At 34.9% G+C, this 23,669-nt stretch carries 19 protein-coding genes; 11 read left to right on the plus strand and 8 right to left on the minus strand.

The features are described 5' to 3' along the window. Window positions 1-2: 2 nt before the first annotated feature. From B6C99_RS00140 to B6C99_RS00150, 3 genes are all read right to left on the minus strand, one after another. Entirely contained in the window at window positions 3-1,145 is a 1,143-nt protein-coding gene (locus B6C99_RS00140; protein WP_086357964.1) for a glycerol dehydrogenase, read from the minus strand. Between the two features lie 341 nt (window positions 1,146-1,486). Then, the gene (locus tag B6C99_RS00145) at window positions 1,487-2,266 is read right to left on the minus strand and encodes a DeoR/GlpR family DNA-binding transcription regulator (RefSeq protein WP_086358135.1); all 780 of its coding nucleotides are present in this window, start codon (window positions 2,264-2,266) and stop codon (window positions 1,487-1,489) included. A gap of 24 nt (window positions 2,267-2,290) precedes the next feature. Continuing rightward, a complete protein-coding gene (locus tag B6C99_RS00150; protein WP_086357965.1) occupies window positions 2,291-3,190 on the minus strand; it encodes a sugar kinase in 900 nt (299 codons plus the stop codon). A gap of 150 nt (window positions 3,191-3,340) precedes the next feature. Here B6C99_RS00150 and yihU point away from each other — a divergent pair, with 150 nt between their 5' ends. The 6 genes from yihU (at window position 3,341) to B6C99_RS00180 (ending at window position 9,939) form a co-directional block, all read left to right on the plus strand. After that, window positions 3,341-4,225, plus strand: coding sequence for a sulfolactaldehyde 3-reductase (gene yihU, locus B6C99_RS00155; protein WP_086357966.1), 885 nt, complete (start codon window positions 3,341-3,343; stop codon window positions 4,223-4,225). A 19-nt stretch (window positions 4,226-4,244) separates the two neighbouring features. After that, a complete protein-coding gene (locus B6C99_RS00160; RefSeq protein WP_086357967.1) occupies window positions 4,245-5,120 on the plus strand; it encodes an aldolase in 876 nt (291 codons plus the stop codon). 170 nt (window positions 5,121-5,290) lie between these two features. After that, window positions 5,291-7,306, plus strand: a complete 2,016-nt coding sequence (locus B6C99_RS00165) for an alpha-glucosidase (protein WP_086357968.1) — start codon at window positions 5,291-5,293, stop codon at window positions 7,304-7,306. A 211-nt stretch (window positions 7,307-7,517) separates the two neighbouring features. Continuing rightward, complete coding sequence (locus tag B6C99_RS00170; protein ID WP_086357969.1) at window positions 7,518-8,429, plus strand: aldose 1-epimerase; 912 nt, start codon at window positions 7,518-7,520, stop codon at window positions 8,427-8,429. Between the two features lie 240 nt (window positions 8,430-8,669). Then, window positions 8,670-9,164: a GNAT family N-acetyltransferase gene (locus B6C99_RS00175; RefSeq protein ID WP_086357970.1), complete on the plus strand. Its 495-nt coding sequence runs from the start codon at window positions 8,670-8,672 to the stop codon at window positions 9,162-9,164. A 46-nt stretch (window positions 9,165-9,210) separates the two neighbouring features. Beyond that, window positions 9,211-9,939, plus strand: coding sequence for a rhomboid family intramembrane serine protease (locus tag B6C99_RS00180; RefSeq protein ID WP_086357971.1), 729 nt, complete (start codon window positions 9,211-9,213; stop codon window positions 9,937-9,939). 42 nt (window positions 9,940-9,981) lie between these two features. On the opposite strand, the gene lolE is transcribed toward B6C99_RS00180, so the two are convergent. From lolE to lolC, 3 genes are read right to left on the minus strand one after another with little or no spacing between them, the layout of a single operon-like run. Further along, complete coding sequence (lolE, locus tag B6C99_RS00185) at window positions 9,982-11,220, minus strand: lipoprotein-releasing ABC transporter permease subunit LolE (RefSeq protein WP_086357972.1); 1,239 nt, start codon at window positions 11,218-11,220, stop codon at window positions 9,982-9,984. A 20-nt stretch (window positions 11,221-11,240) separates the two neighbouring features. After that, a complete protein-coding gene (lolD, locus tag B6C99_RS00190; RefSeq protein WP_086357973.1) occupies window positions 11,241-11,939 on the minus strand; it encodes a lipoprotein-releasing ABC transporter ATP-binding protein LolD in 699 nt (232 codons plus the stop codon). After that, window positions 11,932-13,134, minus strand: coding sequence for a lipoprotein-releasing ABC transporter permease subunit LolC (gene lolC, locus B6C99_RS00195; RefSeq protein ID WP_086358136.1), 1,203 nt, complete (start codon window positions 13,132-13,134; stop codon window positions 11,932-11,934). Before lolC ends, lolD begins: the two co-directional genes overlap by 8 nt. A gap of 159 nt (window positions 13,135-13,293) precedes the next feature. On the opposite strand from lolC, the gene mfd reads away from it, so the two are divergent. The 5 genes from mfd to mmuM all read left to right on the plus strand — a co-directional run bounded on the left by mfd (window position 13,294) and on the right by mmuM (window position 22,197). Further along, window positions 13,294-16,755, plus strand: coding sequence for a transcription-repair coupling factor (gene mfd, locus B6C99_RS00200; RefSeq protein ID WP_086357974.1), 3,462 nt, complete (start codon window positions 13,294-13,296; stop codon window positions 16,753-16,755). Between the two features lie 32 nt (window positions 16,756-16,787). Continuing rightward, the gene (locus tag B6C99_RS00205) at window positions 16,788-18,314 is read left to right on the plus strand and encodes a DUF945 family protein (RefSeq protein WP_086357975.1); all 1,527 of its coding nucleotides are present in this window, start codon (window positions 16,788-16,790) and stop codon (window positions 18,312-18,314) included. 94 nt (window positions 18,315-18,408) lie between these two features. Beyond that, complete coding sequence (locus B6C99_RS00210; protein WP_086357976.1) at window positions 18,409-19,794, plus strand: YdgA family protein; 1,386 nt, start codon at window positions 18,409-18,411, stop codon at window positions 19,792-19,794. A gap of 67 nt (window positions 19,795-19,861) precedes the next feature. Further along, the gene (gene mmuP / locus B6C99_RS00215; RefSeq protein ID WP_086357977.1) at window positions 19,862-21,253 is read left to right on the plus strand and encodes an S-methylmethionine permease; all 1,392 of its coding nucleotides are present in this window, start codon (window positions 19,862-19,864) and stop codon (window positions 21,251-21,253) included. Beyond that, window positions 21,253-22,197, plus strand: a complete 945-nt coding sequence (mmuM, locus tag B6C99_RS00220) for a homocysteine S-methyltransferase (protein ID WP_086357978.1) — start codon at window positions 21,253-21,255, stop codon at window positions 22,195-22,197. Before mmuP ends, mmuM begins: the two co-directional genes overlap by 1 nt. A gap of 268 nt (window positions 22,198-22,465) precedes the next feature. Here the strand turns inward: mmuM and hxlB are convergent, their stop codons facing one another. After that, window positions 22,466-23,002, minus strand: coding sequence for a 6-phospho-3-hexuloisomerase (gene hxlB / locus B6C99_RS00225; RefSeq protein WP_065613021.1), 537 nt, complete (start codon window positions 23,000-23,002; stop codon window positions 22,466-22,468). Between the two features lie 10 nt (window positions 23,003-23,012). Further along, complete coding sequence (locus tag B6C99_RS00230; protein ID WP_216819321.1) at window positions 23,013-23,663, minus strand: ribulose-phosphate 3-epimerase; 651 nt, start codon at window positions 23,661-23,663, stop codon at window positions 23,013-23,015. Window positions 23,664-23,669 lie beyond the last annotated feature (6 nt).

Below are 23,669 nucleotides of genomic sequence, written 5' to 3' on the forward strand. Positions count from 1 at the left end.
TCCTATTTTGTAAATTTGCCAGTTGTTTTGTAGTTTTTACCAATACTATCGGCCAACAAAATTGCAGCTTTAATTCCTTCGACAGTAATAGGAAATGGCATAGAATGAATTGATTCTTCGGGAATAATGGTTTTTTCTGCCACTTCTGTGAGTTGTTGGTCTGAAATGGTTTTTACACCAATATCCTCAAGACAAATTGGTAGATTCACTGATAAACAAAAATCTAATACTTCTTTAAGTTCTTCTTCTGGTGAATTTTCTAATATAAGTTGTACTAAAGTACCGAAGGCAACCTTTTCGCCATGATAATAATGATGTGTCTCTTCAAGAATAGTTAATCCATCATGAATAGCATGAGCCCCAGCTAAACCACCGCTTTCGAAACCAAGTCCTGAAAGCAAAATATTCGCTTCTATAACATTTTCCAATGCAGGTGTAACTACTTTATCGATACAAGAAGCCTTAGCTTTCTTACCGTCTTTTAATAAAGTCTGATAGCATAATGTTGCAAGAGCATAAGCTGCTAACGTTGGCTTTGCTCCTTCGCATAATTGTTCTCTTACTCCACATGGTAATCCGGCATTAATATTGGCATAAGATTTTTGATTTGCTCTGGCTTCAAAATAGGTTGAAAGTGCATCCCCCATTCCGGCTACTAAAAACCGAACAGGTGCTTGAGCGATGATGTTAGTGTCAATAAGTACAACACTTGGACTTTGTTTGAAATAGGCATAATCATCAAACGCACCATCTGGGGTATATAAAACTGCCGAATGGCTTGTTGGAGCATCAGTGGCTGCTATCGTTGGTGCAATAATAACCGCATCACCTTCTGCCACACATTTAGCTGTATCAATAGCTTTCCCGCCACCTAAACCTATCGTGCAATCACACTGTTCAATTATTGCTAATTTTTTCAGACGCTCTACTTCGATACGTGAACATTCACCATTAAAGTCAGCGGTAATAAACACGCAATTATATTTTTCTGCCGTATAATCAAGTTGCTTACGAACTCGTTCAATATCTGATTGATTACCAATTAATAAAGCTTTTTTTCCAAAACTTGCGACAAAATACCCTAAATTTAATAATTCATTTTCTCCTTGAACATATTTAGACGGAGATATAAATGCTTTTCTCATAACTTCCCTCACACAACGAACCATATCAAACAAATAAGATCATAAAACAACTATATTAATGACAAAAACGAAAATAAACGCAACATAATTGTGCCAATTTTGTGATTTAGCGCAAACTTTTAATCAAAAAAGAATGATTTTAGTGGTTGAAATTGTTTTTGAAAGGGAAAAAACGGTGTAAAAAAAAGAAAATTGAACAATAATAAACAATAAAGAAAAAAATAACTTAAAATTTAGTTAGATGAAAGGATGAGTTTACTAATCTCTCTACTAACTCATAGTAAGAACGAATGAAATTATATCGAAAAAACGATATTGTTATTGATTAAAAATAAAAATCGCTATTTTTTAGCGATTCTTAATTCAACTTTATTTTCTTTTAGGATATTAATGATATTGGCAGGTGGTTTGCTGTCAGTGATAAAGGTTGAAACTTGCTTCAAGTTACCGATTTCAATTGCCGCTGATGCATGAAATTTTGTATGATCACCAATTAAAATAAAATTTCGAGAATGTTCAATCATCGCTTTAACTACGGCAACTTCATTTATATCAAAATCTAATAAAACACCATCGGGGTCAATAGCTCCTAAACTGGTGATAAGATAATCAGCACGAAATCCACTCACTAATGAAAGTGCACTTGGCCCCACAATGCCACCATTATGCGAACGTAAAATACCACCTAGCGTTATTACTTCGAATCCTTTATTTTGATATAGAATATTAGCAACTCTTATGCTATTGGTGATTATCCGCAAGTTATTTTTATTTTTTAAAGCCTTCGCAACAAACTCAACGGTAGTACCTATTGTAATAAATAACGTAGCACCATCAGGGATAAAATTGGCAACTTCATTGGCAATAGTGGTTTTCTCTTCAATATAGGCTGTTTCGCGTTTAGAAAATTCTGTATTCATAATACTTGAAATTCTTCCTGCTCCACCATGATGTCGAGAAATTAAACCAGCATCATTTAATTGACGAATATCTCGTCGGATGGTTTGTGGTGTAACATTTAGAATTTTAGCTAGTTCTTCATTACTGATATATCCATTTGACATAACAAGAGATATCAATTTATCATGCCTTGGATTTCCAGTTAACTCTACATATTCCACCACAAATTACTCCTCATCTTATATTTATTTTTGACGTTCAGTTAAAAATTCATTTACTTGTTTTATTGATGGTATTCCTGCGCGGCCACCAGCTTTAGTACATTTTAATGCTGCAACAGCACATGCAAATTCTACTACTTTATTAATGGAATATCCATTAGCTAGCGCAAAAGCAAATGCACCATGGAAAACATCTCCCGCGCCAGTAGTATCTACCACGTCAACTTTAAATCCTTTATGCCAATACTGATTTGCTTCTTCTAACCATAAACAACCTTTATCCCCCAAAGTGACATATACTTGCCCTTCTGTAGATTTTTGTGCTTGTTTTAAGGCTACTGCTACTTCGTCCTGAGCCGTCATTTTTAATAATCCGGGTTCAGAAAAAGCAGCATGACTAGATAAACTAATTAACGGTTTAATATCTTGCGGGGTAACGTCAGCATCTAACACGGTAGGAATATTTAACTGTTTTGCTTTTTTAAAACAATATTCGGTACCTTCTGGCCAGCGAACATCAGCTAAAATGACATCGTAACTCGAAAAATCAATATCATCTAACCACTTTGTATCGCTTAATAAATCAGGACTTGGATAATTAATAATTAGACGCTCGCCGTGTTTATCAACCAAAATAGCTGATTGCGATGACCTTGCATTAGCATATACTTTTATCAAAGAGGTATTGACACCATAATTTGCTAGCTCTGACAATATGACTTGACCTGCGCCATCATCGCCAACTCGACCTATAAAATCAACTTTAGCACCCAGCTTAGCAATGGCAACAGCTGCTGTTGCAGCCGGTCCTCCCCCTATTTCTTTATAATCATTTGCTACAAATTTACCATTAACTTTTGGGATATCATTAACATAATAAATCCGATCTTGTACTGCTATTCCCACGCATGCAATTTTAATCATAAAACACTCCTTTTGTTCGTTTATATTCTTAAATATTCGTTTAATTTTAATTTAAATAATTTTTTAAAAAAGTGATCAAAATCACTTTACTAAATAAAAATTACAAATATGATAATAAAGGAATTAAAACGAACATAAAAGAGGTTTAAAATGGCAAATATTGGTTTCATTGGTCTTGGTCAAATGGGCAGTCCTATGGCTAAAAACCTAATTAAAAAAGGGCATCAAGTCGTAGTATATGATATTAATAAACAGGCAGTTAACGAATTAACTTCAGTAGGAGCTATTGCGGCAGACTCACCAGCCAAGGCAGCGAAAAATAATGAATTTATTATCACCATGCTGCCTAATGGTAAATTAGTCGAACAAGTTATTTTTGCTGAAAACGGAATAAAAGAAACTATAAGTAGTAATGCTCTACTTATAGATATGTCAACAATCCATCCATTAGAGAGTGATTCAATTCGCAATCGACTTGCCGCAATAAATATAGAATTTATGGATGTTCCTGTCGGGCGAACATCCACCAATGCTATTGATGGAACATTACTGATTTTAGCTGGTGGTAGCCAAAGTCAAATCGATAGAGCTTCGGAAATATTACTTTGTATGGGATCTGAAATTATCAATACCGGAGGTCCAGGCAGAGGAATAAGAGTAAAACTTATCAATAATTTCATGAGTATTGCATTAAACGCATTATCCGCTGAAGCCGCCACACTTTGTGATGCATTAGAGTTACCATTTGATGTTGCGATGAAAGTGATGAGTGGCACGCCGGCCAGTAAAGGACATTTCACTACAACTTGGCCAAACAAAGTTTTAAAAGGTGATTTAACACCAGCATTCATGATTGATCTTGCTCATAAAGATTTGGGGATAGCGCTTGATGTAGCTAACCAACTCCATGTGCCATTACCTATGGGAGCAGCATCACGTGAAGTTTATAGTCAAGCAAGGGCAATGGGACGAGGCAAACAAGACTGGACAGCAATTCTTGAACATTGTCGTTTTTGTTCAGGTTTGAAAAAATAATAAATTATAGGAGAAAAAAATGACTAAATATACAGTAAAAGATATCGCCAGAAATTCAGGCGGGTTTGCGATGTTGGCGGTAGATCAACGAGAAGCAATGCGATTAATGTTTGCCGCGGCAGGCATGTCTACCCCTATAAAAGATGAGGTATTAACTGATTTTAAAGTTAATGCAGCAAAAATTTTAACACCTTATGCTTCAGGTGTATTAGTAGATCAACAATTTTGTTACGACGAAATTATCAAACAAAAAGCGGTTGATAAAAATTGTGCACTAATTGTTGCCGCAGATGATTTTATTCCCGGTAATGGTATCCCCGTTGATAAGGTGCGTATTGATAAAAATGTCAATGCTGCTCAAGTAAAAAAAGATGGAGCTAAAGCACTGAAATTATTGGTACTTTGGCGACAAGATGAAGATCCTAACGAAAGATTAGACATGGTTAAAGAATTTAACAAAATCTGCCATGATGCCGGCCTAGTTAGTATTATTGAACCTGTTGTTCGACCACCAAGAACAGGTGACAAATTTGACCGTGAAAAAGCAATTATCGATGCTGCAAAAGAGTTGGGTGATTCTGGCGCGGATTTGTATAAAGTTGAAATGCCACTTTTTGGTAAAGGTCAATCTAATGATTTACTCAAAGCATCGCAAAAACTAAATGAACATATCAATATGCCATGGGTAATTTTATCTTCTGGGGTTGATGCAAATTTATTTGCCAGATCTGTGCGTATTGCGATGCGTGCAGGTGCATCAGGTTTTCTTGCCGGACGAGCAGTATGGGCATCTGTTATTGGATTACCTGATACAGAATTAATGCTTAAAGATATTTCTGCACCAAGATTACAACATTTAGGCACAATTGTTGATGAGATGATGTCTTCTCGGTAAATCTAATACATCAATATGTATAAAGTAATTGCATGACAATAAGTCATGCATAAACCTCATTTAGATGTATTTAAAGATAAGTCTAATGATAATAAGGAATTGATCATATGGTTTATTAGCTTTGTTACAAAGCGATTAACCGTATTATTTAAGTTATAGAGGATGGCACCATGAAAATAAGCCTTATCAATAATGGATTTGAAATAACCCAAAACGAAAAACAATTATTGGTACACACAACTGAAAACCCTGCAATATTTGTCGGTGTTGGCCAAGAAAAAATGGAAATTTATCGTGGCAATTTTGATATTCACGATTATATAGAAGAGCGTATTCCACTTCGTTTCGCGAAAATTACTGACAATATTGTTGAATTTTCATGTGGAAAGGATAGTCCCGTACAAATAACAATGAAAATAACACATCAAAATAATTTAGACGCCTTATTATCATTTGAAAGTCAAAACCAACATTTAAATCGTTTTTGGATTCGACTATCCGCCACACAAAATGAGAAAGTATGGGGATGTGGTGAACAGATGTCATATTTGAATATGCGCGGACGCCATTTTCCACTCTGGACATCAGAGCCTGGTGTCGGACGTGATAAAACGACTGAAATAACCTTCCTCTCAGATAAATATAATAAAGCAGGAGGAGACTATTATCATACCAATTACCCACAACCAACTTTTATTTCATCCAATCATTATGCATGTCATATCAATACCACCGCTTATGCTGATTTTGATTTTAGGAATAATGATTTTCATGAATTACAAATTTGGGAAATTCCACAATCAATTGAACTTTATAGTGCCCAAACCTACTTAGATATTGTCGAAAAATTGAGTTTACGCTTTGGTCGACAACCCAAATTACCAGAATGGGTTTATAACGGAATTATTTTAGGTTTAAAAGGTGGCGAAGAAAATACATTTTCCAGAATGGAAAATGCGATCAAAAAAGGCGTACCGGTTGCAGCTGTATGGAGTGAAGATTGGGTTGGTTTACGTATTACTTCGTTTGGTAAACGGTTATTTTGGGATTGGAAATGGAGTCGAAAACGTTATCCTAATTTAGAGCAAAAAATAAAAGAGTTAAAACAAAGAAATATTCGTTTTATGAGTTATCTCAATCCCTATTTATGTAATGATGGTGAATTATTTCCAATCGCCAAACAAAAAGGATATTTTGCATTAAATAAAGATGGTGATGTTGCTTTAGTTGATTTTGGTGAATTCTATTGTGGTGTGGTTGATTTTACCAATCCTAAAGCATGTGAATGGTATAAAGAAGAAATAATCAAAAAGAACTGCTTAGATCTCGATATTTCTGGATGGATGGCCGATTTTGGAGAATATCTACCGACGGACAATATCTATCTGGCAAATGGCGTTGAGGCCAAGCTAATGCATAATGCGTGGCCAACATTATGGGCAAAGGTCAATGCAGAAGCTATCGCTGAAGCGGGTAAAACCGATGATGTAACCTTTTTTATGCGAGCTGGTTATACCGGTGTGCAAAAATATTGTCCATTACTATGGGCTGGAGACCAATCTGTCGATTTTTCACGTCATGATGGATTAAATACGGTGATTTGTGCAGCGCTTTCCTCGGGATTGATGGGTAATGCTTATCATCATAGTGATATAGGTGGTTATACGAGTTTATTTAACAATCGGCGTAGCAAAGAACTTTTTGAACGTTGGGCTGAGATGGCCGCATTCACACCTGTTATGCGAACTCACGAATGTAATAGACCTGATGAAAATTTCCAATTCGATCATGATCCTTCAACAATTGCCCATTTGGCTAAAATGACTAACATATATCGTCATTTAGTACCTTATGTTAAAGCATTAGCTGATGAAGCTAGCGAAAAAGGTTATCCATTACAGCGTCCTTTGTTTGTCCATTTTGAGCAGGATATCAATACTTATGATATTCAAGATCAATATATGTACGGCAAGGACTTACTTGTTGCTCCCGTTCATCAGCAAGGTGTAACAGAGTGGAAAGTTTATTTACCTGCCGATGAAACATGGATTAATGTTTGGAGTAAACAGCAGGTACAAGGCGGTCAATTTATCACGGTCGCTGCTCCTATCGGTCAACCGCCGGTATTTTATCGCAAAACCAGCAAATGGACTGACCTATTTGCAGAAATTGCTGATATCAAATAGTCAAAAACGCTATAGATAGTGATAACAAAGAGCGATAGTTAAAACTTATTCGCTCTTCAAACTAAAACTCATAATCAAAATTGTCAATTACTTAAAGATTAAATTAATTAACATCAGAGAACTAAGAAAACTTATTAAATAGAAATTGAACTTCTTGGTCTATATCTTCTTTGAGTAACACAATTTAGCTAACTATTATTAAGGTTTGCTCATGAAAGAGAATAACGTAACCCATCTCAATATAGTATTTATTAAAAAGGGAGATATAGAAATAGGATTACTTCCTGAATTAGGCGGCACTATCGCATTTGCCAAATATAAAAATCTTGACTTCATGCGAGCATGGACTGGAGAATTTACACCTAGACGAACTTGCTGTTATCCCCTTGTTCCGTTTTCAAATCGAATTGCCAATGGTCAATTTTCGTTTGCGGGTAGATCCTATCAACTGGCGAAAAATTTTGCTGATCATCCTCACACAATTCATGGCATAGCATGGCAAAAACCTTGGGAAATCATTGAACATTTGCAAGATAAAATTATTTTAGGTTATCAACATCGCCCCGATATTGACGGGATTGAAGGTTGGCCATTTTCATTTTCAGTTATACAAACAGTAGAGATTTTTGAAAATAGCTTACTAGTCAAGATGGATATAACCAACAGTGACAGTTGCGATATACCTGTGGGATTTGGTTGGCATCCATTTTTTCCTCGACATGATGATGTATTATTGCAATTTGATGCAGAACAAGTGGTTATCAATAATGATAATATGTTACCTGAAAAAATCATCGATATACCTAATGATTGGAATTACCATAAACTGAAACAATTAGGTGAACCAAATCTGGATAATTGCTTCGTTAATTGGAACAGAAAAGCAATAATACAATGGCCGACTAAAAAATTATCGTTAACATTAACTGCTACAACACCATTAACCTACTTAGTTGTCATGACCCCTTCTGCACCAATGAATACCTTTTTTGCTGTTGAACCGGTGAGCCATATTAATAACGCCATCAACAGTAATACACCATTGCATAATGGAATCCAAGTGATAGCAAGTAATCAAACCCTAACGGGTGAGATGCAAATGCAACTTGATGAAATAAATTGATTATTTAAATAGAACTTAAATCATAAAAAGTTAGTTCCCGCCAAAAACTTCGTTCCTTACTTTTTAGGCAGATTATTTATTTAAATGATTGAACAAAAAATATTAAGGAATGTTTTTGGGGGAACAATTATTGCAGTGATTTTGTGCTTTTAGGTTATCAAATCGTCTTTAACAAATATTGCTTGCCAGTGGTAAAATCATTACAATGAAAGTCAATTAACCACTATCTTTTTTATCGTTATGATTACCTATACAGATGCGACCTTAGATGATTTACCATTTATCGTGGAGGTTTATAATTCGACTATTGCCTGTCGTCAGGTAACGGCAGATTTGCAGCCGGTGTCGGTTGAAAGCCGTTTTGCGTGGTTTGAACAGCATAATCCGCAGAAGCGTCCACTTTGGTTAATCAAATATCAAAATCAACCTTGTGGCTGGGTTAGTTTGTCATCTTTTTATGGTCGTCCAGCTTACGATAAAACAGTTGAGATAAGCCTATATATTCATCAAGATTTCCGGGGCAAAAAAATCGGTCAAACCACAGTGGCTAAGATGGAATCATTTGCTAAACAAGCTGGTATTGAAGCCATACTCAGCTATATTTTTGGACATAATATTGCTAGCTTAAATCTTTTCGAAAAAATGCATTATAATCAATGGGCATTACTGCCAAAAGTTGCTGAACTTGATGGCGTTAAACGTGATTTAGTTATTTTAGGTAAACGATTTGATTAAACTAATCATCCAATTTAATGTGCGTTTTCAACGGAAACTTTAGCATATGTCTATCTTAAAAAATGTTCAACCGATCTATAATCAAGCGAAAATTACCAGTATTTTGATACTGATTAATATTGCATATTTTTTTATTTCTAGACTACTCGATGAGCGAGGATTCTCAACATTTAGTCAAAATAGATTCCTGATTGATTGGGGTGCTGATGTTGCTCAGTTAACTTTTTCAGGTCAATATTGGCGCTTATTTACTAATATTTTTATGCATGTTAGCTTAACCCATCTTGCCATGAATATGTTAGCATTATGGAGTATTGGCATTATTCTAGAACGCTTACTACCACCATTAGCCTTTATTGGCATTTATCTATTATCAGGATTATTTGGTAGTTTAGCCAGTGATGTTGCCACTATTAATCATGATGTCATTAGTTGTGGCGCATCAGGTGCAATTTTAGGAATTATTACGGCATTACTTGCGTATTGTTTAATTAATCGTACTGACTTACAAGAGATGCCAATCAAATCAATCGTAGTCAGTTTATTACTGACCTTTGGGTTAGGATTGCTACCTTCTATTGATAATATGGCACATATTGGTGGAGCAATCACTGGTCTTATTTTAGGTGGACTAATCAGTGTTTGTTTAGAAAAATTCCACTATCAAAAACAGATCTGCACAATATTAATTATCACAATATTAATAATTTCATCTTTACTTTTATATTGGGGCTATCAGCATTATCAATTGATAAGTGGCTATCAATATTATTAAAAATAAGGCGCAAATCAGATATTGCGCCTTGTTTATATTTCATTAATAGCTACTTAGTACTCGAGCCGGATCGATTTTACAAGCTCTTTGCGCTGGATAATAACTGGCAATCAAACTTAGCAGCATGGCCGTAATAAATACCATGATGACATCCAAAAGATGAATTTCTGATGGTAAAAAATCAACAAAATAGATATTACTGTTTAAAAACTTATGCCCTATCATTGATTCAACCGCTGCCATAATATTAGAAAGTTGCCATGCCAATATAGATCCAAGCAATACACCAATCACACTACCAATTAATCCTGAAAGTACACCATACCAAATAAAAATACGTTTTATTAAGCGATTAGTCGCCCCAAGTGTTTTAAGGATAGCAATATCACGTTGTTTATCTTTTACCGCAATAACCAACGTCGACACAATATTGAAGCAAGCCACACCAATAACCACAATCATCGCTAAATACATAATTTGTCTAATCATTTGAATATCACGATACATGAAGCCAAAGGTATGTTCCCAACTATTAAAACTAAGATCTTCTTCAAGATTTAATGTTGCATGACCAATAATAGCAGTAGCTTGATAGACATTATCAACATTAATCATCAACCCAGTGACGCTGTCACCAATAGCAAGTAACTGTTGTGAATCAGCTAATGGCAATAAAGCAACATTGTTACTTAACGTACCACTTAGATCTAAAATACCGTGTACTTGCAAACGAACACGCCGAGGGGGCTTAAGTTGCTCAGGATTGTTTGATACAGGAATAAGTAAGGTAACCCACTGCCCTTCATTAACCGCTAATGATTTAGCTAATCCTGCTCCTAAAATGATTTGCTGGCTGTCAGCCTTAAAATCTTGCCATCTATTATTAAGGACATAGTTGGGTAATGAACTGATTTTCTGTTCTTGTTCTGGATCAAATCCTTGTACTTCAACAGCACCAAGCTTACTTCCATTTTCAATCAATCCTGTAAAACTAACATAAGGCGTCACCGATAAGATATTTTTGTTCTCTTGTAACTCGGTTTGAACATGCTGCCAATTATCTAAGTTGCCATATTGTGAATAAATTTGACCATGAGGTACTACCGATAACACCCGATCGTTGAGTTCTCGTTCAAAACCATTCATAGCGCTTAAACCAATAATCAATGCAGCAATACCAATAGCAATGCTCAAGGTTGAAATAATTGATATCAACGAAACCATGCCACTTTTACGTCGACCTTTACGAAATTTAATGGCTGTAATTAATGATAAATTCATATTTAATTATCCGTTCAGCTTTATTTCACAGAATTACTGGTAGACAACTGGCCATCACTCATAATCAATTGTTGATCAAGTTTATTCGCTAATACTAAATCATGGGTAACAACTAAAAATGCCGTGCCATGTTCTCGATTAAGTCTAATTAACAGATCAAAAATGGCATCAGCGGTCGATTTATCTAAGTTACCAGTTGGTTCATCGGCCATCACTAAAGCAGGATTATTAATTAAAGCCCTGCCTATTGCCACTCGTTGACGTTCACCACCAGATAACTCTGCTGGGCGGTGATTAGCTCGTTTAACTAAATTCACCGAATCTAACATTGCCATAGCCCGTTTTTTAGCCTCATTTGGTGAAGTACCCGCAATTAATAACGGCATCGCCACATTTTCCAATGCGGTAAAGTCAGGAAGAAGATGATGAAACTGATATACGAAACCAATTTCTTGATTACGTAAATGTGCTTTTTCTTGTTCTGATAACCGATTAAGCTGTTGTGATTTAAATATAATTTCACCTGAAGTTGGTTTGTCTAATCCACCTAATAGATGCAATAAAGTACTTTTTCCTGATCCTGAGCTACCAATAATAGCGAGTAATGATTGCGGATAAATATCAAATGAAACATTTTTTAGTACTTCAGTAACCATTTTGCCTTCTTTATAGGTTTTATAAAGATTTTTAGCTGAAAGAAGTGGCTGTAAATTATTCATAACGTAAAGCCTCCGCTGGTTGAATATTGGCTGCACGATACGCAGGATAAAGTGTGGAAATTAGTGATAACATAAGTAATCCGAAAATAATAAATACTATCTGTGAAGGCTCAACCAAACTAGGTAATTCAATACCAGCAAAGGATAATCCAAGCACTGACATCAATTCATTGAGATATGAAGCAAGTAACAGCCCTATGGCACTACCGAGTAAGGTACCAATGACACCAGAACTCGCACCTTGAATAATAAAAATCAGCATAATTTTAAAACGTGACAAGCCTTGCGTTTTTAAAATCGCTACTTCCCCTTGTTTTTCCATAACCAACAAACTTAATGAAGTAATAATGTTAAAAGCTGCCACAATCACAATCAAACTAATTAATAAGCCCATTACATTTTTTTCCATTTTGATTGCTTGAAACAATTCACCACGTTTAGCTCGCCAATCAGTAAAAACTAAATCATCGGGTAACGAATGGTTAGTTACTGATGCGATTTCCAGTGGATGTGTTAAAAATAATCGCCAGCCACTAATATTATTCGCTGGATACCGTAATAAATTTTTGGCATCAGATTGATTGATATAGATTAACGCTTGGTTAATATCATGATTGACCGAAAATAAACCACTTATAGTAAATAAACGTTGTGAAGGAATGCGTCCAACTGGCGTTATCTGGCTAGCATCGGTGACCATTAAGCGAATTTTGTCACCAACCAAAACACCGAGTTGATTAGCCAATGTCTGTCCCAGTATCACATTATAGCTACCTGCTTGTAATGAATCGATTGAACCTGTATAAACATAATTTTCTATTGGATCATGATCCTCTGCGGTGATACCCATTAAGGTACTAACCGTAATACTTTGCTGACTTTGTAATACCACATCACCGGTAATTATTGGCGTAATTCGTTCAACTCCTGGGATATTTTCAAATTGTTTCGAATGAATGACAGTTGTATCGATTCTTCCGGTTTTTGAAGTAATTTGTGCTTGGGGGAAAAACTTTAAGATACTATTTTGCATCTGATCTTCCAATCCATTCATTACCGACAAAACCACAATCAAACCGATAGAACCGAGCATGATGCCTATCATAGATAACCAAGAAACAAAGCGACCAAACCCATCGGTTTTTTGCCCGTATACATAGCGTAAACCTATATAAAATACTAATGGACGAAATATTTTTGACATAATAGTTATAAAGTACCTAAAGTTTTCAATTAAGTTTAACCAGTTAAATTTTAACTGCTTATCATACAGGATTAAACAGTTATAGAAAACAACCATATAATTACGTTATAATCTTAGGCTAACTTTGTCGCAATTATCTATTACTCTAACATGTCAAAAACATACAATATTTCTAACATCATTCCTAAAAAATCAGGTGAAGTAAAACAAGTCGGTCAACTTGTTGGTTCTTCCTTATCCCAATTTTGTGCACAGGCTATTGCTGCGCACGATGGTTTAGTGGTGATTGTTACAGATGACATGCAACAAACAACTCGTCTTCATGAAGAGTTGAAACAATTTTCAACTTTCCCATCGATTTTTTTTCCCGATTGGGAAACACTACCTTATGATAGTTTTTCGCCGCATCAAGATATTGTTTCCGAGCGACTATCTTGTCTTTATCAGCTAGGCCATTTAACTAAGGGTGCCTTAATCCTACCAATTAATACGCTTATGCAAAAAGTGTGTCCACAAAACTACTTAGGTGGGCATGTATTTATGATGAAGAAAGGCTTAGCCATAAGTCGTGAAAGTCTGCGATCACAACTTGAAAATGCCGGTTATCGTTCAGTCAGTCAAGTTATGGAGCATGGTGAATATGCTACTCGCGGTGCGCTATTTGATATCTACCCGATGGGTAGTGAGAAGCCATATCGTATCGACTTTTTTGATGACGAAATTGATAGTATTCGCACTTTTGATGTTGAAAGTCAGAGAACACTCGATGAAATTAATGAAATTCAACTTCTTCCAGCCCATGAGTTTCCATTCGATAAAACATCCATCGAATTATTTCGTAGTCAATGGCGAGAGCAATTTGAAGTAAGACTTGATCCTGAAAGTATCTATCAACAAGTCAGTAAAAATATTTTACCTACAGGTATCGAATATTGGCAGGCACTATTTTTTAACGAGCCACTTACTCCGTTATTTTCTTACTTTTTATCCAATACGTTGATCATTAACACAGCAAATATTGAACAATTTGCTAATAAATATTGGCAAGATATTACGCAACGTTATGAAAGTCGCAAAGTCGATCCGATGCGACCATTGTTAACGCCAGCGGTAATTTGGTCAAAAACCGATGAAATCTTTGCCCATTTTAAACAATACCCTCGAATCACTGTATCACATTCTGAAATTAGTGATTCGAACAAAAGCATTAATTTACCGTTTAGTTTATTGCCAGAGATTGCGATACAAATTCAGCAAAAACAACCTTATTTACATTTTGAGCAATTCACTCAAGATTTCCAAGGTAAAATTATCTTTTCTGTTGAATCAGAAGGCCGTAAAGATGCATTGCAAGAAATCTTAGGCCGAATGCGAATACATCCGACATCCATCTCACAACTTGATCAATTAGCCAATGCCGAAAATCGCTACTTTTTAATGATAGGTGCAAGCGAACAAGGTTTTATCGATGAGCAACAAAATTTCGCGTTTATCACTGAAAACGAACTATTGGGTCGTCGGGTTATTCGTCGAAAAAAAGAGAGCAAACAGGCAATCAATACCGATAGTTTAATTCGTAGCTTAGCCGAATTAACACCCGGTAAACCAGTGGTACATTTAGAGCATGGTGTTGGTCGTTATGCGGGTTTAACGACATTAGAAACTGGTGGTATCACTGCCGAGTACCTTATACTGCTCTATGCAAATGATACTAAGCTCTATGTACCTGTTTCATCACTAAATTTAATTAGCCGTTATTCTGGCGGTGATGAAGATAATGCCCCACTAAACAAGTTAGGCACTGATGTCTGGAGTAAGGCAAGACAAAAGGCAGCCGAAAAAGTACGTGATGTTGCCGCTGAATTACTTGATATTTATGCTGAACGAGAAAGTAAACCCGGTTTTGAATTTAAACAAGATCGTGAACAATATGAGCTGTTTTGCCAAGCTTTCCCGTATCAAGAAACCGACGACCAACAAAATGCCATTGGTGCAGTCATTGGTGATATGTGTTCACCTTATGCAATGGATCGATTAGTCTGTGGTGATGTTGGTTTTGGTAAAACCGAAGTGGCTATTCGTGCCGCATTTTTAGCGGTGATCAATCATAAACAGACCGCAGTATTAGTACCAACCACATTACTTGCCCAGCAACATTATGAGAGTTTTTGTGATAGATTTGCCAATTGGCCAATCCGAATCGAAAGTTTGTCTCGATTTAAAACCGCTAAACAGCAGCAAGCCATTATTCAAGAACTTGCTGAAGGTAAAATCGATATTGTCATCGGTACCCATAAATTATTACAAGAAGATGTAAAATGGAAAGATTTAGGTTTATTAATTGTCGATGAAGAACACCGCTTTGGTGTTCGTCAAAAAGAACGAATCAAAGCAATGCGAACCAATATCGATATACTTACTTTGACCGCCACCCCTATTCCACGTACTCTAAATATGGCAATGAGTGGTATGCGTGATTTATCAATTATTGCTACACCACCTGCGCGTCGATTAGCTGTAAAAACCTTTGTTCGAGAATCTGATGATTTAGTCATTCGTGAAGCCATTCTACGGGAAATTTTGCGTGGTGGTCAGATTTATTATCTACACAATGATGTCTCGGATATTGAAAAAGTGGCAGAAAAACTAACTGAACTGGTACCTGAAGCTCGTGTTGCTATAGGTCATGGTCAGATGCATGAACGTGATCTTGAGAGAGTTATGAATGATTTTCATCACCAACGATTCAATTTATTAGTGTGTACCACTATTGTCGAAACTGGAATTGACATTCCCAATGCCAATACCATTATTATCGATCGTGCTGATAAATTTGGTCTTGCTCAGTTACACCAACTGCGAGGTCGAGTTGGACGATCATATCACCAAGCCTATGCTTATTTATTGACACCACATCCGAAATTACTAACTAAAGATGCTAAAAAACGCCTTGATGCTATTGCTACTTTAGAAGATTTGGGTGCTGGATTTGCTTTAGCCACACATGATCTTGAAATACGGGGTGCAGGTGAATTACTCGGTAGTGATCAAAGTGGTCAAATTGAAACAATAGGTTTTAACCTGTACATTGAATTACTTGATGATGCAGTTAAATCGCTTAAAGAAGGTAAAGAGCCAACCCTTGAATCATTACTTAATAATCAACAAACTGAAGTTGAATTACGGTTACCAACTCTAATTCCAGATGATTTTATCCCAGATGTTAATACCCGATTATCACTATATAAACGAATTGCTAGTATTGAAAATCTAGATGAACTCACCGATATAAAAGTTGAAATGCGTGACCGTTTTGGTCAATTACCCGATCCGGTGCTATTTTTATTAGAAACCACTAAAATACGCTATCAAGCAAGTAAATTGGGTATCACAAAAATTGAATACGGTGAAAAAGGTGGTTTTATAGAATTCGGTTCTAACAACAAAATTGCGATCGATTATTTAATCGAAACAATTCAAAAATCACCAAAAAATTATCGCTTAGAAGGGACAAATCGATTAAAATTACTAAAATCTGATTTACAACGAGTTGATCGCATTGATTATATTAAAGATTTATTAGCAGATTTTGCAGATCATCAAGAAAAATAACTAAAAAATATAACGGAATATAAAGAGTAAAAATGAAAAAGACGACACTGGCTTTAGGCTTTATTGCTGTATTAGGTTTAAGTTATGTTGGTATTGCCTGGCATACTGGCAACGTGATTGAAAATGATCTAGATAAATCGTTAACACTAGCAGCTGAACAGTTCAACAATAGCCAAAATGTTTTTAAAATCAATATTAGCCATTCTAATGATAAAAAACAGCTATTTTCAACCAAAACCCATATTAATATGACCTTATCCTCTAAAGATGGTAGTTTTGCTGAGGTATTTACACTAGCTGATAAGGATTTCACTATTCATCATGGCCCTTTCCCACTTGCCGCTTTAAAGCAAGGTATTTTTTCACCACAAATGGCTTGGGTGGAATTTGAAACTAGCAAAGAATCCAATCCTTCCGCATGGAAGACTAATGATAATCAACCCTTTATTACCGGCTATATTAGTTTGGATTATAGTGAAAGTATGATTGTAAAGCTTTTTAGCAAGGAAATCAGTCATTATAGAGAAATTGAAGATAATGTTAAATTTGAATACCAATTAGGCAAAGGTAGTTTTACATTTACTAGTAATATGGACTCAGCTATCCCTTCGATAACACTAGATTTAGATAAATTTCATACTCAAAAAACCGTTTACTATCTTACGTTAGATAAGCTTCACATTGATCTTGATGGCGAAAAACAGTCAACTATGATTGGTTATAATTTGCATTTAGATTCTTTAAAAACAAATTTAAGAGATATTTATTTATATTATCTAGATGATTATGACTATGCCGAAACTGATAATGACACCTTTTCAATCGAGAATTTAAGAGCAAATGGAACTATTGATTCCAACAATCAAAATATTACCTTAAATGCTAATCTTGATAAATTTACCTTAATTCCTGAGTCAGATGATGAACGACCCTTCATCATATTAAACAAACTATCTATCAAACAAAAAACTGATTTAAGTGATACTCGAGTTCTTAATGGCTCATTCATTAGCAGTGTTGATTCAATCTTATATGGACAACAAAATTTAGGTAATGCAGAAATAGATATTGATTATCAAGGTTTAGATAAAGAGATATTTGGCGAAGAATTTATCGATGAAGAAACTCAATATGATCAAACCATTAACAGTAAATTTGAGCTTAAAAATTTAAACTGGCGTAATGTTAATGGTGATGTGAATATTAAAGGAACACTTGATATCGCAAAGCTTGAAGATATTTATAACCAAAATAATCCTTTAGATAGCATTAATAATCTTTCATTGCATGTTAATGCCCCCCTTAATGTAATTGCTTACAGCTATGCCCAATATAATGATCCTCACCATAGTGAGCTCACTGAGGAACAGTTTAACGAATCGAAAAAAACGGTCCAAAAAAACTTGGTATATATGTTCGATGATTCTGCGATATTTAAATTTAGCAAAGGTGAAGAACAAGGTTTATTTATCGATATTGATATACTTAAAGACAGTAACGAGGCTAATATTAATGGTCAAATTTATAACAAAAGTGAGGTTTTAGATCTTTTTGAATAATCAACAAAAGACGATACATCATTTTTTAATCAAAAATCATGAAAGTAAGTTATATTAAAAAATAATTAAAAGTAGAAAAATTGAGAGAGTAAACATGAAGAAAAGTACACTGGCAATTGGCGTTATTGCAATATTAGGCCTTGGTTATATTGGTATAGCTTGGCATACAGGCAATGTAATTGAAGCTGAGTTAGATAACACATTAAAAAATCTAACAAAAAAAGTTAATAGTTTACAAAATGAGGTTGAAGTACAAATCACCCATTCCAATGATGAAAAGGGTATTTTTTCAACTAAAACACATATAAAAATTATCGCTGAATCTGCAAGTGCATCCTCGACTATCACGCTATATGATGAAGATATTATCATCCATCATGGACCATTCCCGCTAGCCGCCTTGAAACAAGGTACTTTTTCGCCACAAATGGCTTGGCTTGAGTATCAAGGTACAGAAAAATCTAACCCAATTTTATGGAAACTTGCTGGTAACAAACCATTTGCAAAAGGGCATATCAATTTATCTTATTCTGATAATCTAACCATTAACCTGACAACACAACCGATTGTTTTGAGTGATCAAGATCCTAATTATCAATTTCTTGAAGGTAAACTCGAACTAGGCCAAATTGATTATAGTGTGTCTGGTAACCTAGGATTTGAAACACCTTCTTTTTCATTGGTTATTGATAATTTAAATTATAAAAGACACGATGGTGATGAGATTAAACTAAAAAATTTAAAAGTTGATAATAAAATTGATTATAAAAATTATTTCATCGAAGCACAAAATAGTGTTGATGATTTATTTGTTAATTTAAAGGCTAATACCGATAAACCAACAATTGCACTTAAAAATTTTGCAATGGACTATAAATTTGCCAATAAAACAACTGGTCTTGAAGGTAATATGGATATTGCAATTGAAGCTTTTAATTACGGCAAGCAACAAATGGGAAATGGTACTTTTGAACTTAATGTTCAAGGGTTAGATAAATTATTTTTTGACAAATTTGAGCAAATATCTTGGTTATTAGATTCAACTAATAACTCAAACATCACCAATACTAAAATAGACATTAAAAAATTTCATTGGCACAATGCTTCTGGTGATTTCAATTTTAGTGCATTAGTTGATATTTCTTACCTTAATCAAATGACAATTAATGATAGAGACATTGACAAAATTAACCAACTTTCAATAAATCTTGAAGCACCATTTGCTGTAATAGCGAGATTCATGTCACAAATAGAAGCTCCTGAGTCAGAACAAATAACCGATAATCAGCTACAAAGAGCAAGCAATAATTTACAATTAATGGCACAAATGGCACTGAGCAGATCGCCATTAGTCACCTTTAAAAAAGGTAATACCTCTGGTATATTTAGCGAACTTGATTACTCAAAATCAAAAGATCAAGTAACCATCAATGGCAATAAAATTAGCAAACAAGAATTTCTTAACAATTTAAACTTCTAATCTAAAAAATTCCGCCTATCATCAGGCGGAATTTCACTTAAAAACAATTTAATGAGTCAATATTTATATGAACACTAACTCTTCTGCTGTGCCTGAAAATCAATTTAAACGATCAATGAAGACTCGCCACTTAATCATGTTATCACTAGGTGGTGTTATAGGAACTGGATTATTTTTTAATACTGGTTATATCATTGCTACTGCTGGTGCTATTGGTGCTATTATTGCTTATTTAATTGGTGCAATTGTTGTCTATTTAGTTATGCTTTGCTTGGGTGAGCTAGCTGTTGCGATGCCTGAAACGGGCGCATTTCATACTTATGCATCAAAATTTATTAGTCCTGCAACGGGCTATACTGTTGCTTGGCTCTATTGGTTAACCTGGACTGTGGCATTAGGCTCAAGTTTTACTGCGGCCGGTTTATGTATGCAATACTGGTTTCCTCAAGTATCAGTTTGGATTTGGTGCTTAGTTTTTTGTGTAGTCATTTTCTTGTTAAATATTATTACCGCACAATTTTTTGCCGAAAGTGAATTTTGGTTTTCCATTATTAAAGTGATTACCATTATTGTATTTATCATCGCTGGTAGTGCGGCTATCTTTGGGTTTATTCCAATGAAAAATAACCTACCTGCCCCATTTTTGCATAATATTACTGAACATGGCTGGTTTCCTAACGGTATTATTCCAATTGTTATGACTATGGTATCAGTGAATTTTGCATTTTCAGGAACAGAACTTATCGGTATAGCTGCTGGCGAAACCCATCAACCGGAAAAAACCATTCCACTAGCCATCAAAACGACTATTCTACGATTGATTATCTTTTTTGTTGGTACCATTTTTGTATTAGCTTCCCTATTACCAATGAAACAAGCTGGCGTTATTAAAAGCCCATTTGTTGAAGTATTTGAAAGTATCGGTATTCCTTATGCTGCTGACATTATGAATTTTGTCATTTTAACGGCCATTTTATCCGCAGCTAACTCTGGATTATATGCATCTGGTCGCATGTTATGGTCGCTATCTAATCAAGGTACATTGCCAAAATGCTTTGGTAAATTAAATCCAAAAGGTATACCAACTACTGCTATTGCCGTTAGTATGATTGGAGGATTATTAGCTTTGTTCTCCAGTGTTATTGCTCCCGATACTGTGTTTGTAGGCTTAACGGCAATTTCAGGATTTGCCGTCGTTGCTGTTTGGTTAAGTATTTGTGCATCACATTACTTTTTTAGAAAACAACTCTCAACCTCTGAAATACAATCGCTAAAATATAAAGCACCACTTTATCCATTAGTGCCAATTTTAGGGTTTATATTATGTTTAATTGCTTGTATTGGACTAGCTTTCGATCCTGAACAACGAATTGCCCTTTATTGTGGTATTCCATTTGTAGTGGTTTGCTATATCGCCTATCATGTTACCCGAGCTTATCAACAACGAGTAAATCGATAATGTCAAAAGAAAATCCTATATCGCAGTTATTAAACCAAAATAACTACGTAATTATTGATGGTGCTTTAGCAAGTGAGCTACAGCGCCGTGGTTGTGATCTTAATGATAGTTTATGGTCAGCTAAAGTATTAATTGAACAACCCGATCTTATTAGACAAGTTCATTATGATTATTTTAATGCCGGCGCTGATTGTGCTATTACCGCTAGCTATCAAGCAACACCATCAGGTTTTGCCCCAAAAGGGATATCACTTGCCGAATCAATAAATTTGATTAAACAAAGTGTAACGCTAGCTCAACAAGCCAAACAACAATATCTAGACGAAATTAAGTCAGATAAGTTATTAGTTATCGCTGGTTCAGTGGGTCCCTATGGAGCCTATTTGGCAGACGGTTCAGAATATACTGGTAATTATCAACTTAGTGAAAATGAATTTATTGATTTTCATCAGGCCAGAATGCAAGCACTCATTGAGGCAAAAGTTGATATTTTAGCTTGTGAAACCCTACCCAACTTTGTTGAAATAAAAGCGTTAGCTAAATTGCTACAACAATATCCAACAATGACAGCATGGTTTTCGTTAACATTAAAAGATGCAAATCACCTTAGTGATGGAACTCCACTTGTCGAAGTGATTGATTATCTAAATCAGATTGATCAGGTAATTAGTATCGGTATTAATTGCATTGCTTTAGAAAAGGTCTCTCTGGCATTAACCAAATTACAAGCACTAACAGCGAAACCCTTAATTGTTTATCCTAATTCGGGCGAGCAATATGATCCAACCACTAAACAATGGCACAAAGATCATCAACATAATTGTACCTTTGATAATCAATTGCCAGTTTGGATCAAGTTAGGGGCAAAATTGATTGGTGGCTGCTGTCAAACGACTCCAAATGATATTGCAAAAATTGCTCACTATTTAAAAGCAGCTAATTAAGTATAATCGATAGATTAAATTTATAGCCATAGACAAATAAATCAGCACCGTTAATTAAATCGCTAAGATTGATTAACGGTGTTTTTTATAAAATTAGGAATTTTATAGCCTAAAAAACCCCTCTCCTCAAATTTTTTGCTTCAAAAAAGTGCTTTCCTCAAAATTTTTCACCCATATTTAATAACATAATATTCGTCAGTCCCATCGAGCATCGGAATTATTGTAATAAGTAGAATTTTATCTCAAGGTTGTTAGTTTAGTTTGTATACTATTCAATATTAGCATGACGGTTTTTCATTAATTCTGGCGTCTGTTGCAATTCTGTCATTAGACTGTAAACAATGCTGTCATAAGTGAGTAATGATAGTTGTTCAAATGTGCTACCCATGGGTTGATTTAGTTCAAGCACTTTTATTGGAATTGCCACAATATTATCCGCTAATTTGGCTAAGCTAGAGTTGCTATTGGTAGTAAATAATATTATTTTAACACCGAGTGCTTTTGCTTGATTGGCATAAGCAATTAAGCTTTTGGTTTCACCGGAACTCGATCCTAAAATTAATAAATCACCAACATTTGCTCTTGGTTTACTAATTTCAGTTATCAAACTAACATTCAAGCCCAAATGCATTAATCGATTAGCAAATGCCCCAATCATTAATCCAGAGCGGCCTGTTCCAGCAAGAAAGATATGTTGTGCAGCAATAATGGCATTTTTAAATTGGCTAAGTTGTTCCTCATTGATAGAGCTTACTTGTGCTGATATCTCAGTTAATATTTTTGATAATACATCTTTAGTATCCATTATTATTTCCCTATTTGATTGCCGCTTTTAATCTTTCTATATTGCTTTCGAGCGGATTATTGTTAAAGATAAAGCCACCCGATACGATACTGTTGGCGCCAGCTGTAACACATAAAGATATGTTTTGATCGTTAATATTGCCATCAACCTGAATATCGTAATGGTAATTACCGATTTGCTTTAAACTTTTTAATTGTTCTATTTTTTGTAGCGTAAAAGGTAAAAAACTTTCATTTTTTTGGCCTGGATTGACCGTCATAACTAAAACCTGATCGACCTGAGGTAATAAGAGCTTCAGATTTTCAACTGGTGTACAAGGGTTTATGGCTATACCGACTTTAATATTACTATTTTTGATTTTATTAATAATATATGAATGATGCGCTGTCGCTTCATAATGAAAGATAATAATATCAGCTTTAGCATCAATAAAATCAACTATAGCTAATTCAGGTCTTTCAACCATTAGATGGCAATCTAAAATAAAATCAGTATGCGCTTTTAGATTTTTAACAAAGCTAGCATTAAAGCCTAGATTCGGTACATAATGATTATCCATTACATCAATATGTAGTTGGCGAATACCTAAAGTTTGTAGACTTTCTAGAGTCTCTTTGATCCGATAAAGATCAGAATTAAATAGCGATGGAGACAGTATCATGATTAT

This window comes from Gilliamella sp. N-G2, from assembly GCF_002142215.1.
In the GTDB taxonomy this organism is placed as follows: Bacteria; Pseudomonadota; Gammaproteobacteria; order Enterobacterales; family Orbaceae; genus Gilliamella.

Excerpts from the sequence above, each read along its gene's own strand:
- B6C99_RS00165 (WP_086357968.1), top strand. The coding sequence starts at position 5,291 with ATGAAAATAAGCCTTATCAATAATGGATTTGAAATAACCCAAAACGAA.
- B6C99_RS00180 (WP_086357971.1), top strand. The coding sequence starts at position 9,211 with ATGTCTATCTTAAAAAATGTTCAACCGATCTATAATCAAGCGAAAATT.
- yihU (WP_086357966.1), top strand. The coding sequence starts at position 3,341 with ATGGCAAATATTGGTTTCATTGGTCTTGGTCAAATGGGCAGTCCTATG.
- hxlB (WP_065613021.1), bottom strand. The coding sequence starts at position 23,002 with ATGGATACTAAAGATGTATTATCAAAAATATTAACTGAGATATCAGCA.
- mfd (WP_086357974.1), top strand. The coding sequence starts at position 13,294 with ATGTCAAAAACATACAATATTTCTAACATCATTCCTAAAAAATCAGGT.
- B6C99_RS00140 (WP_086357964.1), bottom strand. The coding sequence starts at position 1,145 with ATGAGAAAAGCATTTATATCTCCGTCTAAATATGTTCAAGGAGAAAAT.
- B6C99_RS00230 (WP_216819321.1), bottom strand. The coding sequence starts at position 23,663 with ATGATACTGTCTCCATCGCTATTTAATTCTGATCTTTATCGGATCAAA.
- B6C99_RS00210 (WP_086357976.1), top strand. The coding sequence starts at position 18,409 with ATGAAGAAAAGTACACTGGCAATTGGCGTTATTGCAATATTAGGCCTT.
- lolD (WP_086357973.1), bottom strand. The coding sequence starts at position 11,939 with ATGAATAATTTACAGCCACTTCTTTCAGCTAAAAATCTTTATAAAACC.
- mmuP (WP_086357977.1), top strand. The coding sequence starts at position 19,862 with ATGAACACTAACTCTTCTGCTGTGCCTGAAAATCAATTTAAACGATCA.
- B6C99_RS00205 (WP_086357975.1), top strand. The coding sequence starts at position 16,788 with ATGAAAAAGACGACACTGGCTTTAGGCTTTATTGCTGTATTAGGTTTA.
- B6C99_RS00175 (WP_086357970.1), top strand. The coding sequence starts at position 8,670 with ATGATTACCTATACAGATGCGACCTTAGATGATTTACCATTTATCGTG.
- B6C99_RS00170 (WP_086357969.1), top strand. The coding sequence starts at position 7,518 with ATGAAAGAGAATAACGTAACCCATCTCAATATAGTATTTATTAAAAAG.
- lolE (WP_086357972.1), bottom strand. The coding sequence starts at position 11,220 with ATGAATTTATCATTAATTACAGCCATTAAATTTCGTAAAGGTCGACGT.
- B6C99_RS00160 (WP_086357967.1), top strand. The coding sequence starts at position 4,245 with ATGACTAAATATACAGTAAAAGATATCGCCAGAAATTCAGGCGGGTTT.
- mmuM (WP_086357978.1), top strand. The coding sequence starts at position 21,253 with ATGTCAAAAGAAAATCCTATATCGCAGTTATTAAACCAAAATAACTAC.
- B6C99_RS00150 (WP_086357965.1), bottom strand. The coding sequence starts at position 3,190 with ATGATTAAAATTGCATGCGTGGGAATAGCAGTACAAGATCGGATTTAT.